Below are 23,126 nucleotides of genomic sequence, written 5' to 3' on the forward strand. Positions count from 1 at the left end.
ATTACCAAAATTTATACTCATTTATAAGCCAACAAACATGTAAATAAAAAGTTAACTTTGCTAATGTTAGGGTAATAAAAATACATGCCCTCATAGGAAAAGCAATATGATAACTTATCCAGAAAACGTAACCTGCTTAGCAGATTACATTGAAAGTGTATTAACGAAGTTTGCTGATAGACCTGCCTACACGGCATTAGGGCAAACTCTCACATTTGCTGACATCGATAAAAAATCAGCAGCGCTAGCTCGTTATCTTGTCCACGAAGCGAAGCTTAAACCCGGTTCTCGTGTGGCTATTCAACTTCCTAACCTTATTCAAAACCCTATTGCAGTTTACGCGGCACTGCGTGCGGGCCTTGTCGTTGTAAATACAAACCCGCTTTACACCGAACGTGAAATGAAACATCAATTCACTGACAGTGGTGCTACCGCTTTAATCATCCTTAGCGATTTACTGCCTAAGTTCGATGCGATAAAAAGTGATACTGAGATAACAACGGTCATAGCAACGTCGGCCACAGAGTTGCTCAATCCATCCAGTGCTCCCGCTATTGAAGGTACGATTTCACTTACCGATGCTGTCGAAAAAGGCACTACGCTTCCTGAGTTTGAACGCCAAAAAATAGAGCAAAACGACTTGGCCATGCTGCAATACACAGGCGGCACAACCGGTGTAAGTAAAGGCGCAGCATTAAGCCATAACAATGTGTTGGCCAACTGCATTCAAATGCTCGACCGCATTGGCCAACAATTTAAAGACGGTGAAGAAGTAGTTGTATGTCCGCTACCTCTTTACCATATTTATGCATTTACCGTTTGTATGATGGCGCTGTTCTCAAAGGGCAGTCAAATTGTGCTTATTCCCAACCCTCGTGATATAGACGGGTTTATTCAAACACTTAAACCTCATGCAATTACCGCCTTTGCTGGCATCAATACCCTATTCGTTGGTTTAGGCCGTCACCCTGAATTCGCCAAACTCGACTTTTCCAAATTGCATTTAACCATGTCTGGCGGAACAGCACTTACGCAAGCGGCTGTTTCAATATGGAAAGGCGTTACAGGAAACACTATTACCGAAGGCTATGGGCTTTCTGAAACCGCTCCCGTTGTCTCTTTCAATATTCCTGGGAAAGAGGAAATAGGTACCGTGGGCATGGCGCTAGAGGATACCGAGGTGGCTCTACTAGACAGTTATGATAAACCCGTTGCTGATGGCGAGTCTGGACAAATAGCGGTAAGAGGGCCCCAGGTCATGTTGGGCTACTGGCAAAGAGACGATGAAACAGCGAAAGTGATGACCAGCGACGGCTTTTTCAAAACCGGAGACATTGGCGTTCGCACAGAGTCTGGTGCTATCAAAATTGTTGACCGATTGAAAGACATGATTATTGTGTCTGGTTTTAATGTATACCCTAATGAAATTGAGGACATTCTTACCTCACACCCCGATGTAATGGAAGCGGCAGTAGTGGGCAAACCTGACGATAAGACAGGGGAAAGAGTATGCGCGTTCATTACGGTGAGTAATGAGGTTAACGTAGACGACGTCACCGCTTTCTGTAAGGAGCAGTTGACTAATTACAAAGTGCCCAAGTCTATTGAAATACTTGAAGAATTGCCTAAGTCCACCGTGGGCAAAATACTTCGCAGGGAGCTTAGGGACAAGTAGAAACTTAGCTTATTGAGCGGCGAATTAGTGGCAAAAAAATGAGCCGCCCTCCATTAGGGCGGTCTATTTTAAGCTTCTTTGTGTTGTAACCTTTTGTCGCTCTTTTGTTGCTCCCTATCCTCTGGGCAATAGTCCGCTCTTTCTAATGCAGCAACTAAAGAATAAGGTGTTAAAGGTTGATGCTTAACGGGTTTATATCTATAAGTATTATATAGCTTATTAAACTGATTACATTGTATGTTGTCCGCCTCATTCTCATTTACTAGTTCCGCCGAAGTTAGATCGCAAAAACATAAGATCGAGGAACTTGTCCCATCACTTATTATTGTCTACGCCTCTCCACTGTTTTTTGAAAATGATGATTGGTTTTTAGCGTTACGAGAGATCTCTCCCAACATTGTGGGTTGCAGTACCGCTGGTGAAATTAGTTCAGACCAAGTGCATGCAGACAGCATTGTGATTTTAACAATAAAGTTAGAGTACGGCAGCGATATAGCCATTCATACCTCGACATTAGCTAACATGCAGGCCTCTTTCGATACCGGCATGGCACTAAGTCAAAAAATTGACCCCCAAGGTCTCAAAGGCGTTTATACACTAGCGCCTGGTCTTGCTGTAAATGGTTCAGCAGTGATTAACGGGTTAACCAGTTTATTGCCTTCACATGTAAAATTAAGTGGCGGGCTTGCTGGTGATAACGCTTCGTTCGGCAGAACCTTTGTCATCAGTCCAGAGGGGATTAGTGAAAATACCGTAGTGGCAGTGTGTTTTTACGGAGAAAACTTAACCTTTGGGTATGGCGCATACGGCGGATGGCGCTCTTTCGGACCGTCAAGAAGTGTTACCAAAGCAAATGAAAACCTACTTTTTCAATTAGACGATGTACCGGCGCTTACTATTTATAAAGATTACCTCGGTGATTACGCTTCCGACTTGCCTGCAAATGGGCTGCTGTTTCCACTCGAAGTAGTTGGAAAAGACCAGAAGGGAACCGGACTTATTCGAACTATTTTGGGTATTGATGAAGACACCAACAGTTTGATTCTAGCCGGTGATGTGGTTGAGTCAGAATACGTTAGGCTGATGCACGCTTCTACTGATGACCTTATCGACGGAGCACAACTAGCGGTTGCCAATGCACTCTCTAACCCTAAGTCCACGCATTCGTCACCAAGAGTAAATAAGGCGCATCACAGCCTTGCTTTAGTAACCAGCTGCGTTGGAAGAAAGCTCGTTATGGGCGATAGAGTTGAAGAAGAATTGGAATGTATTAAGGAACAGCTGCCACAAAATACGAATATCGCAGGCTTTTATTCCTATGGCGAAATATGTCCTTTCGACAACAAGTCTCAGAGCAAGCTATATAATCAAACACTATCGATGACGTTAATTCAGGAAATCGCCCCTTGAACTCATTGCTTGCAAGGCAAATTAAGAAGGCATTTGGCTTAAAAAGTATTGAAGGGCTTGATGAATGGCTCTCTGCACTTGCTAATTCAGAAGCAAAGGAATTAAATGCCAAAGCGCTTCAAGAGGGCTTGGTTAATCTGTTAAAGCGCATCGAAGAAACGTATGAATTTCACAAGCGAGATCTAACGCTTCGTGAAAGAAGCTTGCAAATTAGCTCTAAAGAGCTGCTTGCTGCAAATGAGAAGATAAGAAATAAATTAGCCGTACAGCAACAAGTTGTCGACACCCTTCGCTCTTCAGTTAATCTCTTGCTGGTTGACCAAAACAAGCCCCCCATAAAGGATGATTTAGCCAATATTTCTGCTCTTTCAGAAATGATGCTAGAACTCATCAACGAGCAAAAAACGGTTGAAAGGCAAGTCCAGCAAGCATTGGATGAAGCCGAGAGTGCAAACAGAGCAAAAAGCGAATTTTTAGCCACGATTAGTCATGAAATACGCACTCCAATGAATGCTGTGATTGGACTTACTCACCTCGCTCTTGATGCTGAAGACACTGACACAAAGCAAATGTACCTTGAAAAGGTGAAAAATAACGCGGCGTCTTTGCTCAGCCTTATCAATAATATTTTAGATTTGTCCAAGGTAGAGGCAGGTAAATTCGAAGTGGCCAACGAAACCTTTACCCTCGCAGATACCATTGAAAAACTGGCGTATGTTTTTCAAACAAAGGCGAGCGAAAAACAAATTCAGTTGCTGTTTGATATTCAAATCGACCCCGCAATGAACTACCAAGGCGACTGCGAAAAAATCTATCAGGTATTACTCAATTTACTCAGCAATGCCCTCAAGTTTACTGCGTCAGGCACAATTGTGCTCACCCTTTCACAGCGACTCGACAAGGTTTTCTTTTGTGTGAGTGACACGGGCATGGGTATTAGCGAGGGCAATAAGGCCAAGCTTTTTGATGCCTTCGTGCAAGCTGATAATTCAATATCCCGCAAGTTTGGTGGCACCGGCCTAGGGTTAACTATCTGCAAGAGCCTAGTTGAGCACATGGGTGGGCAATTAAAAGTAGACAGCGAGGAAGGAAAAGGAAGCGACTTCTATTTCTCTTTACCCATTTGCTGTAAACAAGAACTTAAGCAAACTGACTCATCCTCTACTGGTATTGCTAAAAAAATACTTTGCATCAAAAGTAGCGAAACGGTATCGAAGGGATGTGTTGTATTACAAAGGACATTAAAGCGCTTAAGCATAGAGTGTGAGATTGTAGACCGTAATATTGAATTATTTCCAGAGGATGCAGAAGCGTCAATTATTTTTCTACCCGATGATGATGAAGTGTGGCAACGTTTTATTAATCAATTGCGTTTAGGCGATTTTGAACACTTAAACCTGCGTTGTGTTGTCAGTCCTCGTTCAAAGATGAGCGTCACACAAAAATTAAAAAATGCCAACATCGCAAACATCAGTGTTATCGAGCTCCCATTTACTGACAGCGATTTGATAACGGCACTGTCTCCAACCCAAATAAACAAAGATATTCAGCTTCATGATGGGTTAGAAAGCATCGAATGGCGCAGGAAACGCCTCTCTGGCAAACACGTTCTCGTAGTCGATGATGACGCAATAAGTGTTGAAATAAGCCAGCAAGTATTGCGTAACGTTGGCATGGTAGTTTCCACTGCGTCTTCAGGTACTGAATCTTTAGCGTTGTGCGACGAACATCACTTTGATGCAATTCTTTTAGACTACCATCTTTCAGATATGTCGGGTCAAGAAGTCGCCCACGCGCTATCGCAAAAAGACCGATGGGCCACGCCCATTATTGCGCTGAGCGCAGATGAATCTTCTATTGCAGAAAAAAAAGCGCTAGCCGCTGGAATGTGTCAGTTTTTGCTTAAGCCTGCTGTTGCCGATGACATCATTCATGCCATCGACAAGCACATTCACTCTGGCTACACAGAAATTAAGCAACCGCCTAGCAACAGTCCATTTCTTGTTGCGCTAAGACAGTTTTACGACACTTACAAACATGCATCAATTGTGTCGAAGCTTTTGAGCATTTCGGCTATTAGTGAAAGCACATTATCAAAAGACCACGAATTAATTAGGCATATGTTGGAGGATTCGCGGAGTATTGGCGCGCTATCTCTTCATCAATTTTTGCTGGAAATAACAGATAAAAGCTTTAGCTCAAAAGATGAGTTAATTGACGCTATTGCAAAACTCTCGCAATGTCTGGATATCACGTTACGGCTCATTGCACATACATTAGAAAGTACTAACATGACTGAACAGTCGATAGAAGCTGACAAACAACCTCTTATAGAGAGTATCACTACACTCAAATCTTTATTAGAGACATTTGATGCACAGGCAATCAATCTTATCGAAGAAGTACGTAACAATAACAGCGAGAATGAGTATGTGGATTATATAGACAGAATAGGGCAATTTTGCGCTGTTTATGATTTTGAACGGGCTTATGAGCAAGCTGACAAACTATTGGAAGCACTAAGCAATGAACAGTGAATTACAAAGCCAGAGTAAACGATTTAGCGTGCTCATTGTAGATGATGAGCCAGCAAACATTGATTTGCTGCGCGGAATTTTAAGCCCGTATTACGACATCAAGGTAGCACCCTCTGGTATTGTTGCGCTGAAAATTGTTGAAAAGTTTACGCCCGATCTTATTTTGCTAGACGTAATGATGCCTGAGATGGATGGATTTGAAGTATGTCGCAAACTGAAATCAAATAAGCATTATGCCAATATTCCCGTTATTTTCGTCACCGCTTTGGTGCAAGGCGCAGATGAAGAAAAGGGGTTTGCGCTCGGTGCCATCGATTACATTACCAAGCCTGTGTCGCCAAGCATCACATTGGCTAGAGTTAAAACCCATATTTCGCTTGCCCACCAAATGCGAACAACAGAGGTGCTAGTTGAACAAAGAACAGCAGATTTACTAGCTAGCCAACAGAGCGCCATAACGATGCTTGCTGCGGCTGGGCATTACAACGACAATGACACTGGACACCATATATGGCGAATGGCTGCATACAGCAAGTGTCTTGCATTGGCCAGTGGTTGGAGCTATGAAGACGCCAATCTACTTACACAGGCTGCCCCCATGCACGATACTGGCAAAATTGGCATACCCGATAGCATATTAAAGGCACCTAGAAAACTCACTGATGAGGAAATGGACATCATGCAAAGTCATGCATCCATTGGCTATAACATACTGTGTCAAAGTAAAACGCCCCTATTCGAACTTGCCGCTGAGATTGCTCTTAATCATCATGAAAAGTGGGACGGAACGGGCTACCCTAACGGACTAAGGGGGGAAGCGATACCCGAAAGCGCAAGAATAGTAGCCATCGCCGATGTATTTGATGCGTTAACGATGAAGCGACCATACAAAAACGCATGGAGTGATAACGATGCATTTCAGTATATTGCCGAGGGAGCACATCAGCACTTTGACCCAAGATTAGTCGAAATTTTCTTAGGTATAAAAGAGCAGTTATTAGAAACAAAGCGCTATTGGAATGATTTAGAGAAGCAAGGCATTGTTCCATCACTTACAGCGTTTACCCCGACCCCGTGAACAGCGTTTAGCCAACAAAAAGCCACACTAAAAAGTGTGGCTTTAAACGTTTCCAAAACTTAAATACTTCTACCTACACTTGTGCAGACTTTCCAAACTCAAAGTTAGCTAGCACCAAGTTCAGCCGCCATAGCTTCAGCCTGACGCTTTTCGCCTTGTACAAACTGCTTCCATTGCTGTGCCATAGCGCGACTCTTTTGGTGCTTTTCAGCCTCTGCAAGCTGGTTAAGCGCAAGTGCGTACTGTTTTTTATTAAACAGCGCCATGCCTTTAACGAGGTACACTAAACCAGGATTTCTTAAATCGCCTTTTTCTAGCGCTCTATCGACAGCGGCAATAGCATCGTCCCAACGCTCTTCGTTCAAAAGAATTTGAGCAAGTTGTGCATCAAGCTCACCATCATCAGCAAGGTTTGCCGCCTGCATCATGACAGGTATAGCTTTATCTTGCTCTTTTGCTAACGACCAACTTTGACCTAAGAACTTGAGGTTACGAAGATTCTTTTCCAATACACCTTCGTTCATCGCTTGCTCCATCAGCTTGGCCCCTTTGTAAGGCGCACGATGGTAGTAGTAAAGCTGCGCAAGATTAAAGATATCTGCCGAAGATTCTATGAAGCCTCGCTGGTAGGCGGTTTCCATCATGGCTAGCTGCTTTCGCTCTTCGCCAAGTTCGCCGTACATGCCTGCTAACTGGATCCAATACTTTGGCTCGTCAAACAACTTGACCATTTTTACCAAAACATCTTTTACCTTTTTAGGCTGCTTTAGCTCATAAAATACGGCCCGCTGAAGAATTAGCCAGCCCTCATCGGGCAGCATGCCTTCAGCTTCATGGTCGGCTATCGCCTGTGAAATCCAATCTGCAGCTAACTCATACTGCTGACTTTGGTAATAAGCCTGTGCTTTAATCACCTTATTTTTAGGTGGTATTGGGCCCGTATTCAACGACTCCCAGCGCTCAAGATACTTAATAGTCTCATCAAAATTACCCTGCATAAGGTTAAGCTGGGCAAGACTGAAAAGTGTCGTCATCTCAAACTTTTCTGGGATTGGTTGTTGCTCAACGACTTTAGCGAATGACTCAAGCGCTTTGTCGTAGTCTTCATCGTTGTAGTAGATGAAGCCATAAAAGTTATACATCATGGCCTTTTCATAGGCGTTCATTGAATAACTTTTTTCCTCAACCTCTCCTAATATAGCAAGAGCCTCTTCCACATCACCAGACTCATCCGCTGCAGCCTGCGCGCGCGCCAGCTGCTCGTACACTTTGCCTCTTAGCGTTGGAACACGACGCGTTTTTTTCTCACTAGCCTTCTGCTCTTGAGCTACTGCTTCGGTTGCCAGTAGTAAACCTGGAATAGAAACAGTCGCTGAGGCGATAGTAAACGCGATAGCGCTAAACAATTTATTCGTCTGTTTTCTCATCTTGTTCTACTACCCGTCAATTTGGAACGTAATACGGTTTTGAATACCGGACACTTCTGTAGGCTCACCATTGACTACTCGCGGCTTGTATTTAAACTTCATTGCCGCATCTATTGCCGCTTGCTCGAACAACCCTTCTGGATTGGCTTCGATTACGATTGGGTCGCGCACAGCTCCCTGTTTCGTAACGGTAAACTCAACAATCACAAATCCTTCGATACCGCGCTGAAGCGCACGTCTTGGGTAAACCGGCGCAACCTTAACGATTGGCAAGTATTCCCCATCCCCAGATTCAAGGGCTAAGCCGCCATCTAGTGATATTTCGTCACCTACTTCAGCACCAAAATCCATCGACGTACCTTCTGCATCAGGCGAAGGCGAATCCATTTGAGGCTGCTCCATTTGCGGTGGCGGCTGTTCCGGCTTAGGTGGCTTCTTAGGCTTGCGGTCTTTTTTCTCAACCTGTTCATCTTGCTTAACCCTTACAAAGTCAAGCACGCTTCCCTGAGGCGGCTCCGTTAGGGCGCTGCCACCCATCTTGATCAATGACTGCATCAAGAAGAACAGGCCTAACGTGATCGCAAGGGAAATAACAAATGCGATTATATATCGTGGCATGATTTATTGCTCTTGGGCTGCAATCGAGACATCAAATACACCTGCCGCGCGCGAGGCGTCCATCACCTTGATCAAGGTTTCTGTTGTCGACTTTTTATCGGCCTGAATAACAACAGTTCCCTGCGGATTTTCCGCATGTAAACGCTCGATGTTGGCCTGCACAGCACGCACATCTATACGACGCTTGTTAATCCAAATTTCACCCTTATCAGAAATAGCGATGAGGATGTTCGCGCGATCTTTCTTAACCGCAGTCGCTGCTTCTGGGCGATTTACATCAATACCTGCTTCTTTCACAAAAGACGCAGTAACGATGAAAAAGATCAGCATGATAAATACAACGTCCAGCATGGGCGTCATGTCGATGGCTGCTTCTTCTTCATCGACCAAATTTTGAAAGTGCTGCTTCATAATAAATACCTTACCTTAATGCGCTGGCGCATTAACGTTGAATAATCAATGCATCCTCAAGATGCGTGCGTTCAGATTTCACCATACGATTTAACCAAGTAGCAGCGAAGACACCAGATAGTGCCCCAACCATTCCTGCCATAGTAGGAATAGTTGCCTTCGATACGCCCGAGGCCATAGAACGGGCATTACCCGAACCAGAGATAGCCATAACGTCGAACACTTCTATCATACCGGTTACTGTACCCATCAAACCCAACAGCGGACAAAGCGCTACAAGTGCTTGGATAATCGGAATACTGCCATTTAGCCGTATAGTTAATTGCGAAATTGTTTTCTGACGTATTTGCTCAGCAACCCAAGATGAACGGTCGTTGCGCGCTTTCCACATTGCGACCGCATCTTTCTTTGCTTGCTTGTGCCAAACCAACAGATACATTGCACGCTCGAGGATCAAAAGCCACATAACGAATATCAGCAGACCGATGACCAGGAGAACCTGGCCACCTGTTTCTGTGAAATCGCGAATTGCTTCTAGAAACTCGATCATAATTAGCCTCGCTCAGAACGCTCTGCGATAACGCCAGATGCTTGTTCTTGAAGAATGTACACGATGTTTTTAGAACGTGTATTAAGCATGGCGTAAAGCAGCGTCATAGGAATTGCCACAACCAAACCAAGTACAGTTGTTACAAGCGCTGTTGAAATACCACCAGCCATTAGTTTCGGGTCACCTGTACCAAACAAGGTGATTGCCTGGAAGGTATTAATCATACCGGTTACCGTACCGAGTAGACCCATAAGCGGCGCCACTACCGAGATAATCTTGATAATAGTAAGGTTACGACCTAGCTTAGGTACTTCACCTAAAATTGCTTCAGTAAGGTGTAGCTCTAGCGCTTCTACGTCAGCATTAGGGTGCTCGTCACGAACTTTCAACACGCGGCCAAGAGGGTTATTAGTATTAACTTCTTTGCTCTTAAGCTGTTTGTTCACTTTCATACGCGTTAGCGTAAGGGTTACTAGACGCTCAAGTGCAAGTAATAAGCCGAACGCACCAACGATAAGGATGATATATCCAACTACACCGCCCTGCTCAACACGCTCTTTCATATTAGGCGCTTGAACAAGAAGACCAAGAATAGAACCACCCGTTGGGTCGATACCAAACTGCACTAACTCTCCGCTAGATGCTTGAAGTTCTGTCGCTGAGTCGTTGTAACGATCAGCTGGCTGACGAATGAGTTCAGATACTGTGCCAGTAACACCGTTGTAGTCTAGGTATTTACCGTCTGATACAAGGGCAAATGGACCTACACGAACCACAGGTTTATTCACTTTCTCACCACCAGCTTCTACAACGTCAGTTGTGAAGGTAGTGACTTTGCCAGATTCCGTCATTTCACGCTGCATTTCGAACCATACGCGCTCAATTTCTTCAATTGATGCTAGCTTCGAGCTTGAGCCCATGTCTTGGGCCATTTGGTCTAAAAATTCAGAACGACCTGGAATTTGCGCTGAAATAACAGAGTTATAAAACTTGTTCTTAGTATCGCCGGCAATTTGCTGCAATACACCGAACAACTCTTTAAGTGAACCCAAGCGTGTATCTAACGCGCCGTTAAGGTCGGCTAGTTTAAACTCGTTTTCTTCGAACTGTGTTTCAAGCTGCTCCGACTGCACTAGCATTTGATCGCGCTTTTCACGAGTCTCGCGAAGAATTCGGTCTTGCTCTGCGCGCTGCGCTTGGAAGTCGCGTTCACGTTGCTTGTTTTGCTGTGACTGTGCGAACTGACCTTCTTCTAACTGTTTTAGAAGTGCGTCTAAGTCCATAGCGCGGTCGTTTTGTGCCAAGGCACCTGCGCTGATGCTAAGGGCTACTAGACCAACAGCGATACGTTTTACTGTGTTAAACATTCTCATCAACCTCTTAGTCTGTAATTGCTACTGGCAGCATTAGCAAGTCTGGAGCAAGTTGCTTCTTCGCCATGCGCAGACCTTTTGTAATTTGTGTGCGGTAGCCGCTATCAAGCTCTTCCCACTGGCGAGTTTGTTTGTTCCAAACTCCCTGGCGGCTTGCATCACGCGTTTGATAAATTAGCGCAGTACGACCAAGGCGCAAAAACTCTACGTCGCGCTCTTGACCATCGATAGAATGGATACCGCTGTAAGCTTCCATAGTGCGGCCGTAATCCATCTCAACTTGGAATGCTTCCATTACGCGACGGAATTTTTCAGAAGCAGCAACATCAGCTCTATCCATCATGGCACGTAAATCAGCTACGCGGTTAGCGCGCTCTTCTGGAAGAAATGGCATGTCTAGTTCAATGAACTGAGCTAAGCCGTCAATCATACGCATCATCAATGGTGTAATTTGACGCTCAACAACCGATACTTCATCGATAGCAGAGTTTAGATCTGCCATTTCTTGCTCTTGACTATTGATTTGCTTACGAAGCTGAGTGTTATAAACCTCAAGACCTTCGATTTCTTTCATCAATGTTTTGAACTGTTGAAGTTTGCTGTCAATTTGATCGGTAATGCCGTTGATCTTTTCCTGCGATTTCGCCGCAGACTCGTTTATCTTCGCTGCCTCATCGACAACGGGTTTTAAGACTTCATCGTCTTGTGCAAGCACTGGTGCGGCAGTAAGCACACCTGCAACAAGCAAGGCGTTGATAAGCTTCATACATTCAAACCTTTCAAATTAAAAGAAATCGGTAATTTCCGACTGTAAAAATCAGCCGGTAGGATAGGAGTTTTCCGTGACAGTTTTATTACAAAAGAATTTAAGTGCAATAAAAAAGGGGCTTACGCCCCTTTGTTATCCTAGAATTCGTAGGTGTATCTCACACTTACGTCAACGCCTTCTTGTTGGCGAAATATCGGTAGGTTTTCCTGCAGTACTTCCTTTTGCTCATCAAATATATTTCGAACTGCAAAACGTATCTGAGAGTTAAAATCTGGGAAGTAAGTATAGGTTAAATCCAATGAGTGGAAAGTTTCTTCCTCAGCGTCAGCGTTGCCACGTGTTCCAGGAACAATAATTCGCGGACCAAAGGCATTATACGCCAATGTAGCTGTGTGCTCACCGTTATCAGAATCCCAACCAAGTTGTAAATTCACAACCCATTCACTGTGACCCACCAAGCGACGCTCGTTATTAGTTACAATATTAGAAGCACTTGTGGCGTCTAGCGCATCTAGTACTTGGCTTTCAAACAATGAAATCTCATCGTCATCAATAGCACCAATGGTCACGTTAGAATCTGACAGCGTGAAGTTTCCGGATAAAAAGAAGTTATCAAATTTCTCGCCAAGGGTGTTAAGCCCCTGAAGGAAATCAACCTCTACGCCGTACAACTCACCTTGCTCAGCATTGGCTGTGAGCAAGTTAGGTGCTGCACCACCAACTGTTCCTAGCTCAATAAGTTCGATAGGATTAGTAATGTCTTTGTAGAACAACGCTACAGAGACGTTATCGCCACCATCCCGATACCACTCCCAACGCAAGTCAGCGTTGTCAAGCTTTGAGCTTTGTAACAAAGGCGAACCTCGAACCAGGAACTGTGTGATTGGGTCTATAAAGAAACTTGAGCTTACATCACGTAAATCTGGACGGATAGTAGATTGACTGATGTTGAAACGGAACTGCATTTCATCGTCAAGAATATAAGTTAGACCCAACGCAGGAAAGAAATCGTCTTCTTGGAAGGTAAAGTCGATTAAATCCTCTACAGACTCTGAAAATTGATTAGAGTGTGCAGTAAATGGTACTGATACTTGACGAAAGTCTTCGTAACGGAAACCACCGCTTACACGCCACTTTTGGTCAATAAACGCATCTGCCATTAGGTAATAAGCGTCTAGCTTCATACCTGCCGAGAACTCGTCACCGTCGGCCATACCAGAAAGGAATAAACCTTGACCTGAACCGCTGCGATAGAAATCTGGATTATTAATTCGCTCTTGCGAAAAAATCTCATCAATTCTGTCGCCGCGCGATAACTCTTGGTCTAACGAGCGATGCGTAACCTCAATAGGAATGTTAGTAGCTTTACGACCTTTATTATAAAAATCAGCACCTGCTTTGAGATCAATCTCAGCACTGCCAATGGTAAACGGGTAGCTTGCTGCCCAACCCCAATTATCCGCTACGTCTCGCAAGTCTTGCCATTCAAGATTTACACTGGTAGCCGATACATTTTGCAATTGCTTCTGAACAACATTACCGTCTTCAATCGTCAGCTCAAATATCAAGTCTAGATTACCTGGAGAGTAACGACGCGCCCGGCTGGTGCCAACGTACCAATCAAACGTCGCGAAATTGTACTCAGGAAAAGTGTGCTCGCCTTTCAACTGTGTTGAAGACATGCGACGTTCTTCATAGACAATATCTACGCGCTCAAATTCTCTTACACCGGCAACAGTTTCGTTTACGTCGGTAAAATCACGCTGTCTCAAACGGTCGCTCATATCATGAAGCAATACATTGTTTAGAGAGAACCGGTGATTATTGCTATATTCGTAACCAAAGTTCAGCATGCCACTCCAAGTGACTGCTTGCTCAGTCTGAACACCGTCAAAAAACTGGGCAAAACACTTGGTTCCGCTCACTTGTTCCTCAGGTAACTCAGAACACCCAACGGTACCCATATTGGAGCCGATCGTTTGGTCTTTTACATTCCATTCATTACGATAGAAAACCGATGACAGGAAGCCAAACTTGCCGTATTCAGTCTCATAGGAATTACCTAATGTTGCACGGGCTGTGGTATCGGGATCAACACTGATTTGGTCCGGACCAATATCCCAGTTGATGTCCGACAGCATTTCCTGACGGTCTTCCAAGGTTACAGGAAACGACAAACTACCCTCGATACCAGCGCTTGACTGCGCAGCATCTAGACGGCTGCTAATGCTTGTTGGAAGCGCGCGAGTTCCATCATCACGCCCAGTCCAATCATCGCTTCCACCGTCGTAAAAAAAGCCATCGTCAAAGTTATTTGTATTGGTACCAAAACCACCAGAGAGCCTGAATATAAACTCCGATGGGATTGATTTCGTTCGAATATCAACGTTACCACCACCAAAGTGTGCAGGCATGTCAGGAGAAAACGACTTCTGTACACTTAAGCTTTCGATTATATCCGAGGGGAATAAATCGAGAGGAACTACTGATCGTGTAGGGTCCGGACTTGGAACATACATACCGTTTAGCTGTGTGCTTGAATAGCGCTCACCCAAACCGCGAATGTAAATGAACTTGCCATCTACCAGTGTCAAACCTGTGACACGTCGAAGTGCAGCGCCAGCATCGCCATCACCCGTACGAGCTATCTGCTCAGCACCCAGGATATCTGCAACAAACGCTTGGTTTTTACGCTCTTGCATTACTGCGGTAGCAGTACCTTTTAGGCGCGAGGCCGTTGCAACAACTTCTTCTATAACTTCGTCTTCAGATGCTTCAGCTTCCTGAGCTAGAGCAAGAGACGGTGCGGTTGTGCCAAGCGCTAAGGCGGCGCAAACTGCCATACCAAGGCGAGACGGCCTCGATAGTAAGCGGGAAATATCACTCATTATTAAACTCCGAAAATCTAGAACAACACGTGCTTTAACGCATAAAACGTGGCGCTCTTAAAGAGCGCCACATTGCGTCGTGCGATTTATGTGACTATTCCAGACCTACAGTAACCCACCCTTCAGTCCAGTCGTTTTCTTCGCCAACCGCGCCAACAAAGTCAACACTGTCGAAAAAGCTGTTGATTTCTTGAACGTCAGTAGCACCTTCTAGAAGAACCGAACCTGCCGCAGGCTGGTAACCGTTTGTAGCTAGTCCTAGACCATCTGGAGCAACAACTCTGTTTGAAGCTTCACCTGTGAACCAGTCACGAGAGAAGTCTGAGTCAAAATTGTTCGCTTCAGAGCATGCTACTACTGAGCTCTGCATTGATAGGGTTCCGTCGGTAGCTAGCGCTTGGGACTCTGTACCGTTCACGCGAAGGCAGTTAGTAAAGTTCTCAGGGCCAGTAACTAGCACGTTATAAAGTGAACCTGCAGTACCTGCGCGCAGACGCACACCATTGTTTGTATTGTCACCAATAACAGTTAGGTTAGCCACGGTGGGGTTAGTAAGCGGTCTTGCAGCAGCATCAAACTCACTGTTATCCGCTTCTATACCGTTGTCACCAGCAGCTTCGTCTTGCTTGATAAGTACATATTGGATGTTACCTGTCCAGCCAAATGACCAGTCAAGGCTATCATCACCGTTTGCAGTTAATACTACGTGCTTAACGCTTACTGTGCCGCCGAAGAACTCAAGACCATCGTCTAGATTTTTGTGAACCTGGATATAATCTATTGCAGTACCAGAACCTACACCCGCTAGCGTGATGCCGTTAAGCTCGTCGCCATTACCTAGTGTACGTCCAGCGTGCTTCACTACTACGTAGTTAATAGTACCTGAGTTATCGTCAGCAACGTTGCCGCCAAACTGACCGGCATCACCTTCTGCAGCTACACCACAGTTTGCTAGTTCATCTTCGGTCGTATCACCAACTTGATCACCACAGCTGTTCGCTGGTGCGCGCCCTAAAACAACTAGGCCACCCCACTGACCAATGTCAGTCTCTTCACCAGTTACATCTTGGATAGAAGTCATAACGATAGGTGCAGCAGCTGTACCTAAAGCCTGAACTTTAGAACCACGGCGAACCACTAGGAAGTCTTCGCCACGTTGACCAATAATTGTTGTACCTTGCTCAATCCATAGCGTTGCAGGGTCAACATTGTCGTTACCTACCGCTGTACGACCATTTAGTACCCAGTGTGCATCGTTAGTTAGTGTAACGTCCGCAGTGAACGTGCTGTCAGCGTTAAGCAAATAAACTGGCTTGTCAGTTATTTGTGGGAAATCAGCTGAAACATCCGTCGCCAAACCTTGGTCGAAAGCGTTTTGAAGATTGGTTGGGAAGTTACCTGGTAAGAATGCCCAGCCTTCAGTCCAATCGTTTTCGCCGTCGAATGCACCTTGATAATCAGTTGGAACGAAGAAACCGTTGGTTTCTGATAGGTCAAGACCTGTTCCTAGAAGCGGAGAACCGTCTAGTGGTGTTCTGCCGTCTACGCTTAAACGCAGTGCGTTTGCTGTGTTTACCGAGTTGCTGTCTTGGCCAGTAAACCAGTTGCGAGTAAAATCGTTACCGAAGTTAGTCGCCTCTGTACATGCTACTGTTGAGTGAGTCATTGTTAGCTCGCCAGCTGTAGCAAGTGCCTCAGACTCTGCACCGTTAACACGTAAGCAGTTTTGATAACCTTCAGGGCCAGTAACTACTAGGTTGTGAATCTTACCCGCAGTACCTGCACGAAGGCGTACGCCGTTGTTCGTGTTATCACCCACAATAGTCATGTTTGCGATAGTTGGGTTAGTAAGAGGGCGTGCGCCCGCATCAAATTCGCTGTTATCAGCTTCGATGCCATTGTCGCCGGCATCTTCGTTCTGACGAACGTAAACAAACTGTGCATTACCTGTCCAACCGAAAGACCAATCTAAGCTGTCATCGCCATTATCAGTCAATACAACATAACGAACACTTACCGTTCCGCCAAAGAATTCAAGGCCGTCGTCCAAGTTTTTGTGTACCTGGATGTGGTTTACGTTAGTGCTTGAACCAACACCAGCAAGCGTAATACCGTTAAGCTCGTCACCGTTACCTAGCGTACGTCCTGCGTGTTTAACTACAACGTACTGGATAGTACCTGAATCGTCAGTAGGAACGTTTCCACCGAACTGGCCTGCATCACCTTCTGCAGCAACACCACAGTTCGCTAGCTCATCTTCTGTAGTCTCACCCACCTGGTCACCACAGCTGTTTGCTGGAGCACGACCAAGAACAACCAAACCACCCCACTGACCGATATCAGTTTCTTCACCGGTAACATCTTGGATAGACGTCATTGTGATTGGAGCATTTTCTAGACCAAGCGCTTCGATTTTAGAACCACGACGTACCACTAGGAAATCTTCACCAGCCTGACCGATGATAGTTGTTCCATTTTCGATGAATAATGTCGCGCTATCTACGTTATCACCACCAACAGCAGTACGGCCACTTAGTACCCAGTGTGCGTCGTTGGTTAAAGTAACGTCTGATGTGAACGTAACGTCTGTGTCTAATAAGTAAACTGGCTTGTCAGTGATCTGAGGGAACTGAGAAGAAACGTCTACCGCAAGACCCTGGTCAAATGCGTTTTGTACGTCAGTTGGGAAACCACCATTGATACCAACTGTCCAACCTGTCATCCAGTTGTTTTGACCGTCGAATGCACCAACATATTGTGCATCTTCGAACTCTGGCTCGATATCGCGAGGATCTACACCACTAGTTAACAAAACAGAATCAGCCAGTGGTGCATAACCGTTTGCCGCAAGGTTTAACTGTGCAGTAGGTAGCACTTGGTTGCCGTCTTGGGCTAGGAACCATTCTTCAGTTGAAACACCACCAATATCGCCAGATGTGAACTGCTCTGCGTCGTCAGCACATGAAACTATGCTTCCTGTGATAGCAAGTTCGCCACTTTCTGCATTGGCAACACTTTCGTCACCGTTTACACGTAGACAGTTGCTGTAACCTTCTGGACCAACAACAAGTAAGTTGCTGATTTTACCCGCTGTACCTGCACGCAGACGCACACCGTTTGTCTCAGGTGCACCGACTACAGTTACATTAGAGATGCGTGGATTAGTAAGAGGACGCGCTGCGGCATCAAATTCACTGTTATCGGCTTCAAACGCATTGTCGCCAGCAGCAGCGTCTTGTTGGATATAGATATATTGTGCGTGACCAGTCCAGCCGAAAGACCAATCTAGGCTGTCGTCACCGTTTGCAGTTAGTACAACGTGGCTTACGTTTACAGTTCCACCGAAGAATTCTAGACCATCGTCAAGGTTTTGGTGTACTTGAATATATTCCACTGTGGTCTCAGAACCCACACCAGCTAGCGTAATACCATTAAGCTCGTCACCATTACCTAGTGTACGACCAGCGTGCTTCACTACAACATAGCGAATTGAACCAGAATCGTCATCAGCAATGTTCCCACCGAATTGACCCGCGTCACCTTCTGCAGCTACACCACAGTTAGCAAGTTCGTCTTCTGTTGTTTCGCCAACTTGGTCGCCACAGCTGTTAGCAGGAGCACGACCAAGAACAACTAAGCCGCCCCACTGACCAATATCTGTCTCTTGACCTGTTACATCTTGAACCGATGTAAACACGATAGGTGCATCAGCACGGCCTTCAGCTTCAATCTGTGAACCACGACGAACTACTAAGAAATCTTCACCAGATTCGCCGATGATAGTAGTGCCGGCTTCAATAGTAAGTACTGCAGAGTCTACGTTATCGCCGCCAACTGCTGTACGACCTTGTAAAACCCAATGTGCATCAGCAGTGAAAGTAACGTCTTCTACAAAAGTAGTTCCTTCATTAAGACGATAAACTGGCTTATCAGTAATTGAAGGGAACTCTGCAGAAACATCTGTTGCTAAACCTTGAGTGAACGGGTTGTTCGCATCAGTTGGAGTAGGTGTTGGTGTTGGAGTAGGTGTTGGTGTAGGTGTTGGAGCTGGGTTGTTAATAACAGAAGAGTTATCAGAATTGTCGATAACGTCGCCTTCGCTGATGTTAATGTCGCCACCACAACCAGCCAACACAAGTGCCGCTGCTACTGCAGATATTTTGAAGCTTTGCTTGATAAACATTAATTTCTCCGCTGGAAATAAGATCTTGTACTAATCAGCGGAGAAGGTTACCTAAGATTAATGACACTTTTGTTACACTATGACAGTGTAACAAAAGGTTCATTTGGTGGCAGGTAGACGGCACCATTGGGTAATTACATACTTCTCACCTGCCTCTACCGGATGTGCTTGGTGCAGGCTTTTCGGGTTTACTATGCCGTTTTTGTCTACGTTACACCATACAAGCACATCTCCCTGCTTTGGCGAGAAGCGTTTTTTTAGATGAAGAAATTCAGTATCGCCCCCGCGCTCAACTGTATTGAGGTAGACCATACACGTCCAACTACGCTGCCCCCTGCGGCCTGCAAACTTGCTGTATTCAGACGAACCCGGCTCAAAGTAGTCGGTATGCTGTTTAAACTCTTGGTCTATGTCGTAGTGTTGAGCCTGAATGGGCTCAGACGTATCGTGCACTTTTCCCATTAATGATTTTAATTTATCACTCAAACGTTCTGCCAAACCGGCTTCAAGGCTGGCGAAGTCACATGTGCTTGAAGTGCGATATTGCTGAGGTTTGTCGCTACTCACTGTGGTAATGGTGGAGGGCCTCAAACCCTTTTTTATGCTGCTAACAGCCGCTTCACACAAATCTGAGTCAAAGCCACCTGTTAGCTTATAGACACAAAAATCACTATCACCAAAGGTTTCATAATCAACTGTTTCAGAGGTTCTTATATTAGAACAATGAGAATCATCACTTTTATCATCACCGAGAAAAGCCGGTAGTGGTACCGACACTCTATACTTATTAGCTAACTGTTGTGTTTGCTGCGCCGATAAATTCGCCCCCAATAAAGGCACAATTTGCTCATGCACAAAACCGTGCTTTATTAAGGTTAAATAAAGCTCTTTTCCACTTACACCTTTAAGTGTATTTTCTAACACCCAACGCTTCCACGTACTATTCACTCACAACTCCAACGCTTTGGACATTATCTTCTAACAGCCGGCGCTGCCTAAGCAATACATCTTCTCGAATAGGAAAGTACCCATCTCTTAATACTTGGTTTTGTCCTTCTTTCGACAATATGTAGCGAATAAACTCGCGCTCAAGAGTGGGCAGCGGCTCGCCGGGCTTCTTATTGATCACCAAATATAAGAAACGGGCGAAAGGGTAAGTTTCGTTTCTTACTGTATCGATAGAAAGCGGTATTAAATTATCAAGAGAGTCGCCTAATGCCAAAGCACGAACGCCCGCGGTTTTATATCCATAAGCTGCATAACCGATTGCTCCGGTGCCACTGGCTACCGATAACACCACAGAGGCAGAGCCTGGCTGTTCGTTCACGGTATTTTTGAAATCGCCGTCGCACAGGGCTGAGACCTTAAACAGACCATATGTTCCCGATACAGAATTACGGCCATATAGTCGAATTGGAGACTGATAACCGCTCTCGTTCACGCCTAACTGCGACCATCGATTGATATGCTCATTGGCACCGCAGTACAAGGTACGTGAAAAAATGGCGTCCACATGTTCTAACGTCATCCCCTCTAGTGGATTCCGTCTATCTACAAAAATGGCAATGGCGTCCATGGCAACCTTTAATACGGTAGGTGGATAGCCGTGCACATTGATAAAATCGCGAATTTCACTGGGCTTGAGCGCTCTACTCATAGGCCCTATGGTAGCGGTGCCTTCAATAAGAGCTGGCGGTGCGGTTGATGAACCCGAGGCCTGAATTTGAAAACCTACCTGCGGATAGAGAGTTTTGAACTCTTGCGACCAAAAGGTCATTAAGTTAGCTAGGGTATCGGAACCCACCGATGATAGTTTACCTGCTACGCCGGGCACACGCTCATAAGAAGGCACTTTGGAAGCAGCGCTATTCGATAGAGCCTCTGCTTCCTGTATCGCGCAAACTGACTGCGTAACAAGCAATGAACATAAGCCTATTGCTACTCTTCTTAAGAGCCGTAATGTCATATGTTCAATACCCCTTTAGGTGGCGCACTATTAAGATTGATCAGCAATAAGTTCGTTATCCAATACGAAAGAAAAATTGCTGCCCTTCCCTACGGTGCTGCTAATTTCCAAAGCTGAATTATGGTGGCTTAGCACATGTTTCACAATAGAAAGACCTAATCCAGAACCGCCTGTTTTTCGAGACCGTGCTTTATCTACGCGATAAAAACGCTCGGTTAGTCTGTTCAGGTGAGCTTGCTCTATGCCTTCGCCATTGTCTACAACAGAAAAACTGGCTCCCGATGGCTTACGGCTCCAGTAAACGTTAATCTCTCCGCCTGCTGGCGTGTAATGCACCGCATTAAATACCAAGTTAGAGCACGCACTTCGCAACTCTGTCTCAACACCGTAAACCGATAACTCTTTGTCTACATGAAATGTGATGGTGTGACCTTTATCTTTATTTAGTGCCTGCGCCTCACGTTCTATTAGCGACAGCATTGAGCCAACGTTGACTACATTTTCATAAACCCGTTCTGAACTTGCTTCAATTCTTGATAACACCAACAGATCTTCTATCAAATTTTGCATGCGATGGGTTTGTGTCGCCATTTCGCTCATGGCCTTTTTAACAAAAGGGTCCGCGCCTTCCGCTTCAGGCATAATTTCTAAATAGCCGTTTATAACGGTTAAAGGCGTTCGTAACTCATGAGACACGTTTGCAACAAAATCTTTTCGCATCGCCTCTAGCTGAGATACTCGCGTAATATCTCGAGCGATGAGCAGCATGTGCTCTTCCCCGTAAGGCATAATGCGGTATTCAAAGGTTTTATTAGGGTTTGTGGGCGACGGTACTTCAATGGGGTATTTGTAATTTCCCGCATGAAAATACTCGATAAACTCTGGGTGCCTGAGTAAATTGTCGAGGCGGCGCCCAGCGTCTTTTGGCCACTTTAAACCTAACTCTAGTCGCGCTAACCGGTTACACCACAGAATACATGCTTTAGAATCAACCACCACTGCGGCGTCGGGCAATGCTTCCGACCCTTCCCTGAAACGCTTAACGAGCTCGCCGAGTTCTTTTCGCTTGTTTCGATTTCTTCGCTGCAGGTAATAAATACCTTCGTAGATATGTTCCCACACGCCACGAACTGTAGGCGGAGACATTTTTCGACTGTGCCAAAGCCAACGATTTAACTTATACAAATGCCAATAGTTGAAAATAAGTAATACGACAGCTCCAAGTGCCACAGCAAACACCATATCGTCTAACAGCCATCCGCCTAGCGCAAAAAGCACTAAGAAGATCAGCAAACGAATGGTGCTTCTAAACCATGAAAAGGGGTAATACATATTGGAACTCGTGTTACAGAAATTGAGGGACACGCCGCTGCGTAGCAACGTGCCCAGAGTGTCGAGCGCTAGGCCTTACCGGAAAAACGATACCCCGCACCGCGAACTGTTTGGATCATAGCATCGTGACCATGCTTAGAGATAGCTTTGCGCAAACGACGTATGTGCACATCAACCGTTCTGTCTTCAACGTAAACGTTAGTACCCCATACGTTATCAAGCAGCAGTTCTCGGCTATAAACCCGCTCTGGGTGAGTCATAAAAAAGTGTAGCAGCTTAAACTCTGTTGGGCCCATATCTAGAGGTTCATCGTTGGCAGTAACACGGTGAGATACTGGCTCAAGCTTTAGACCGTTGAATTCGATTGGCTCTTCATTTGATGTTGGTGTAACTCGTCGCATAACGGCTTTTATACGTGCAACCAACTCTTTAGGTGAAAACGGCTTGGTAATATAGTCGTCTGCACCGGCGTCTAGACCGCGGATTTTATCTTCTTCTTCGCCACGTGCCGTAAGCATAATGACTGGGATATCGCGAGTGAATTCGTGCTGCTTCAAGCTTTTTGCTAACTGAACACCGCTGCCACCAGGTAGCATCCAATCTAGCAAGATAAGATCAGGATATGGCTCGCATACTTTCTCTTTAGCAATATCAAAATCTTCTGCTTCAATAACAGTAAAACTCGACTGTTCTAAAACGAATTTTAGCATTTCACGAATAGGGGCTTCGTCTTCAACCACCAATATAGTGCGAGACATAGTTGTCTTCCTGGTCATTTTTAATTTTCGCTATTATTAATGTGGTCTATGACAGTTTTATTAAAACGATTACATTTGTGTGTCAAGTTTTACATATATCCTACTATGTATATAGTTTGAGCTGATAATCTTGTTAAATAATAGAATTTTG

The 23,126-nt window shown here is 45.1% G+C and carries 16 protein-coding genes; 4 read left to right on the forward strand and 12 right to left on the reverse strand.

What is annotated here, in order from left to right; genetic code table 11:
• The first annotated feature begins 106 nt into the window (after positions 1 to 106).
• The 4 genes from GTW09_RS09835 (at position 107) to GTW09_RS09850 (ending at position 6,700) form a co-directional block, all read left to right on the forward strand.
• Positions 107 to 1,675: an AMP-binding protein gene (locus GTW09_RS09835; RefSeq protein WP_163111741.1), complete on the forward strand. Its 1,569-nt coding sequence runs from the start codon at positions 107 to 109 to the stop codon at positions 1,673 to 1,675.
• 237 nt (positions 1,676 to 1,912) lie between these two features.
• Positions 1,913 to 3,085 (forward strand): FIST signal transduction protein, encoded by a 1,173-nt coding sequence (locus tag GTW09_RS09840; protein WP_163111742.1) that lies wholly within the window; start codon positions 1,913 to 1,915, stop codon positions 3,083 to 3,085.
• Positions 3,082 to 5,622 carry a hybrid sensor histidine kinase/response regulator gene (locus tag GTW09_RS09845; RefSeq protein WP_163111743.1) on the forward strand — a complete coding sequence of 847 codons (2,541 nt, stop codon included), beginning with the start codon at positions 3,082 to 3,084 and terminating at the stop codon, positions 5,620 to 5,622. Before GTW09_RS09840 ends, GTW09_RS09845 begins: the two co-directional genes overlap by 4 nt.
• The gene (locus tag GTW09_RS09850) at positions 5,612 to 6,700 is read left to right on the forward strand and encodes a response regulator (protein ID WP_163111744.1); all 1,089 of its coding nucleotides are present in this window, start codon (positions 5,612 to 5,614) and stop codon (positions 6,698 to 6,700) included. Before GTW09_RS09845 ends, GTW09_RS09850 begins: the two co-directional genes overlap by 11 nt.
• A gap of 104 nt (positions 6,701 to 6,804) precedes the next feature.
• On the opposite strand, the gene GTW09_RS09855 is transcribed toward GTW09_RS09850, so the two are convergent.
• From GTW09_RS09855 to phoB, 12 genes are all read right to left on the reverse strand, one after another.
• Positions 6,805 to 8,127, reverse strand: coding sequence for a tetratricopeptide repeat protein (locus GTW09_RS09855; protein WP_163111745.1), 1,323 nt, complete (start codon positions 8,125 to 8,127; stop codon positions 6,805 to 6,807).
• 9 nt (positions 8,128 to 8,136) lie between these two features.
• Positions 8,137 to 8,745: an energy transducer TonB gene (locus GTW09_RS09860; protein WP_071978838.1), complete on the reverse strand. Its 609-nt coding sequence runs from the start codon at positions 8,743 to 8,745 to the stop codon at positions 8,137 to 8,139.
• 3 nt (positions 8,746 to 8,748) lie between these two features.
• Positions 8,749 to 9,156: an ExbD/TolR family protein gene (locus GTW09_RS09865; RefSeq protein ID WP_071978837.1), complete on the reverse strand. Its 408-nt coding sequence runs from the start codon at positions 9,154 to 9,156 to the stop codon at positions 8,749 to 8,751.
• A gap of 31 nt (positions 9,157 to 9,187) precedes the next feature.
• Positions 9,188 to 9,706, reverse strand: coding sequence for a MotA/TolQ/ExbB proton channel family protein (locus GTW09_RS09870; RefSeq protein WP_071978836.1), 519 nt, complete (start codon positions 9,704 to 9,706; stop codon positions 9,188 to 9,190).
• Between the two features lie 2 nt (positions 9,707 to 9,708).
• The gene (locus GTW09_RS09875) at positions 9,709 to 11,073 is read right to left on the reverse strand and encodes a MotA/TolQ/ExbB proton channel family protein (RefSeq protein WP_163111746.1); all 1,365 of its coding nucleotides are present in this window, start codon (positions 11,071 to 11,073) and stop codon (positions 9,709 to 9,711) included.
• Between the two features lie 13 nt (positions 11,074 to 11,086).
• Positions 11,087 to 11,845: a DUF3450 domain-containing protein gene (locus tag GTW09_RS09880; protein ID WP_071978834.1), complete on the reverse strand. Its 759-nt coding sequence runs from the start codon at positions 11,843 to 11,845 to the stop codon at positions 11,087 to 11,089.
• Between the two features lie 140 nt (positions 11,846 to 11,985).
• Positions 11,986 to 14,736, reverse strand: coding sequence for a TonB-dependent receptor domain-containing protein (locus GTW09_RS09885; RefSeq protein WP_163111747.1), 2,751 nt, complete (start codon positions 14,734 to 14,736; stop codon positions 11,986 to 11,988).
• A 94-nt stretch (positions 14,737 to 14,830) separates the two neighbouring features.
• The gene (locus tag GTW09_RS09890; RefSeq protein ID WP_163111748.1) at positions 14,831 to 18,919 is read right to left on the reverse strand and encodes a hypothetical protein; all 4,089 of its coding nucleotides are present in this window, start codon (positions 18,917 to 18,919) and stop codon (positions 14,831 to 14,833) included.
• A gap of 99 nt (positions 18,920 to 19,018) precedes the next feature.
• Positions 19,019 to 19,867 (reverse strand): 2OG-Fe(II) oxygenase, encoded by an 849-nt coding sequence (locus GTW09_RS17755; protein ID WP_163111749.1) that lies wholly within the window; start codon positions 19,865 to 19,867, stop codon positions 19,019 to 19,021.
• Positions 19,860 to 20,885, reverse strand: coding sequence for a PstS family phosphate ABC transporter substrate-binding protein (locus GTW09_RS09900; RefSeq protein ID WP_163111750.1), 1,026 nt, complete (start codon positions 20,883 to 20,885; stop codon positions 19,860 to 19,862). Before GTW09_RS09900 ends, GTW09_RS17755 begins: the two co-directional genes overlap by 8 nt.
• Before the next feature lie 30 nt (positions 20,886 to 20,915).
• On the reverse strand, positions 20,916 to 22,217 hold the full coding sequence (phoR, locus tag GTW09_RS09905; protein ID WP_163111751.1) for a phosphate regulon sensor histidine kinase PhoR: 1,302 nt from the start codon (positions 22,215 to 22,217) through the stop codon (positions 20,916 to 20,918).
• Between the two features lie 68 nt (positions 22,218 to 22,285).
• Complete coding sequence (gene phoB / locus GTW09_RS09910; RefSeq protein ID WP_071978664.1) at positions 22,286 to 22,975, reverse strand: phosphate regulon transcriptional regulator PhoB; 690 nt, start codon at positions 22,973 to 22,975, stop codon at positions 22,286 to 22,288.
• Between the last annotated feature and the right edge of the window lie 151 nt (positions 22,976 to 23,126).

Source organism: Alteromonas hispanica (assembly GCF_010500915.1).
GTDB classification, from domain to species: domain Bacteria; phylum Pseudomonadota; class Gammaproteobacteria; order Enterobacterales; family Alteromonadaceae; genus Alteromonas; species Alteromonas hispanica.

What these genes read in the sequence shown, in the direction of transcription:
- GTW09_RS09870 (WP_071978836.1), bottom strand. Translation starts at nt 9,706, where the DNA reads ATGATCGAGTTTCTAGAAGCAATTCGCGATTTCACAGAAACAGGTGGC.
- GTW09_RS09850 (WP_163111744.1), top strand. Translation starts at nt 5,612, where the DNA reads ATGAACAGTGAATTACAAAGCCAGAGTAAACGATTTAGCGTGCTCATT.
- phoR (WP_163111751.1), bottom strand. Translation starts at nt 22,217, where the DNA reads ATGTATTACCCCTTTTCATGGTTTAGAAGCACCATTCGTTTGCTGATC.
- GTW09_RS09855 (WP_163111745.1), bottom strand. Translation starts at nt 8,127, where the DNA reads ATGAGAAAACAGACGAATAAATTGTTTAGCGCTATCGCGTTTACTATC.
- GTW09_RS09885 (WP_163111747.1), bottom strand. Translation starts at nt 14,736, where the DNA reads ATGAGTGATATTTCCCGCTTACTATCGAGGCCGTCTCGCCTTGGTATG.
- GTW09_RS09840 (WP_163111742.1), top strand. Translation starts at nt 1,913, where the DNA reads ATGTTGTCCGCCTCATTCTCATTTACTAGTTCCGCCGAAGTTAGATCG.
- GTW09_RS09835 (WP_163111741.1), top strand. Translation starts at nt 107, where the DNA reads ATGATAACTTATCCAGAAAACGTAACCTGCTTAGCAGATTACATTGAA.
- GTW09_RS09900 (WP_163111750.1), bottom strand. Translation starts at nt 20,885, where the DNA reads ATGACATTACGGCTCTTAAGAAGAGTAGCAATAGGCTTATGTTCATTG.
- GTW09_RS09880 (WP_071978834.1), bottom strand. Translation starts at nt 11,845, where the DNA reads ATGAAGCTTATCAACGCCTTGCTTGTTGCAGGTGTGCTTACTGCCGCA.
- GTW09_RS09865 (WP_071978837.1), bottom strand. Translation starts at nt 9,156, where the DNA reads ATGAAGCAGCACTTTCAAAATTTGGTCGATGAAGAAGAAGCAGCCATC.
- GTW09_RS09860 (WP_071978838.1), bottom strand. Translation starts at nt 8,745, where the DNA reads ATGCCACGATATATAATCGCATTTGTTATTTCCCTTGCGATCACGTTA.
- GTW09_RS09890 (WP_163111748.1), bottom strand. Translation starts at nt 18,919, where the DNA reads ATGTTTATCAAGCAAAGCTTCAAAATATCTGCAGTAGCAGCGGCACTT.
- GTW09_RS09875 (WP_163111746.1), bottom strand. Translation starts at nt 11,073, where the DNA reads ATGTTTAACACAGTAAAACGTATCGCTGTTGGTCTAGTAGCCCTTAGC.
- phoB (WP_071978664.1), bottom strand. Translation starts at nt 22,975, where the DNA reads ATGTCTCGCACTATATTGGTGGTTGAAGACGAAGCCCCTATTCGTGAA.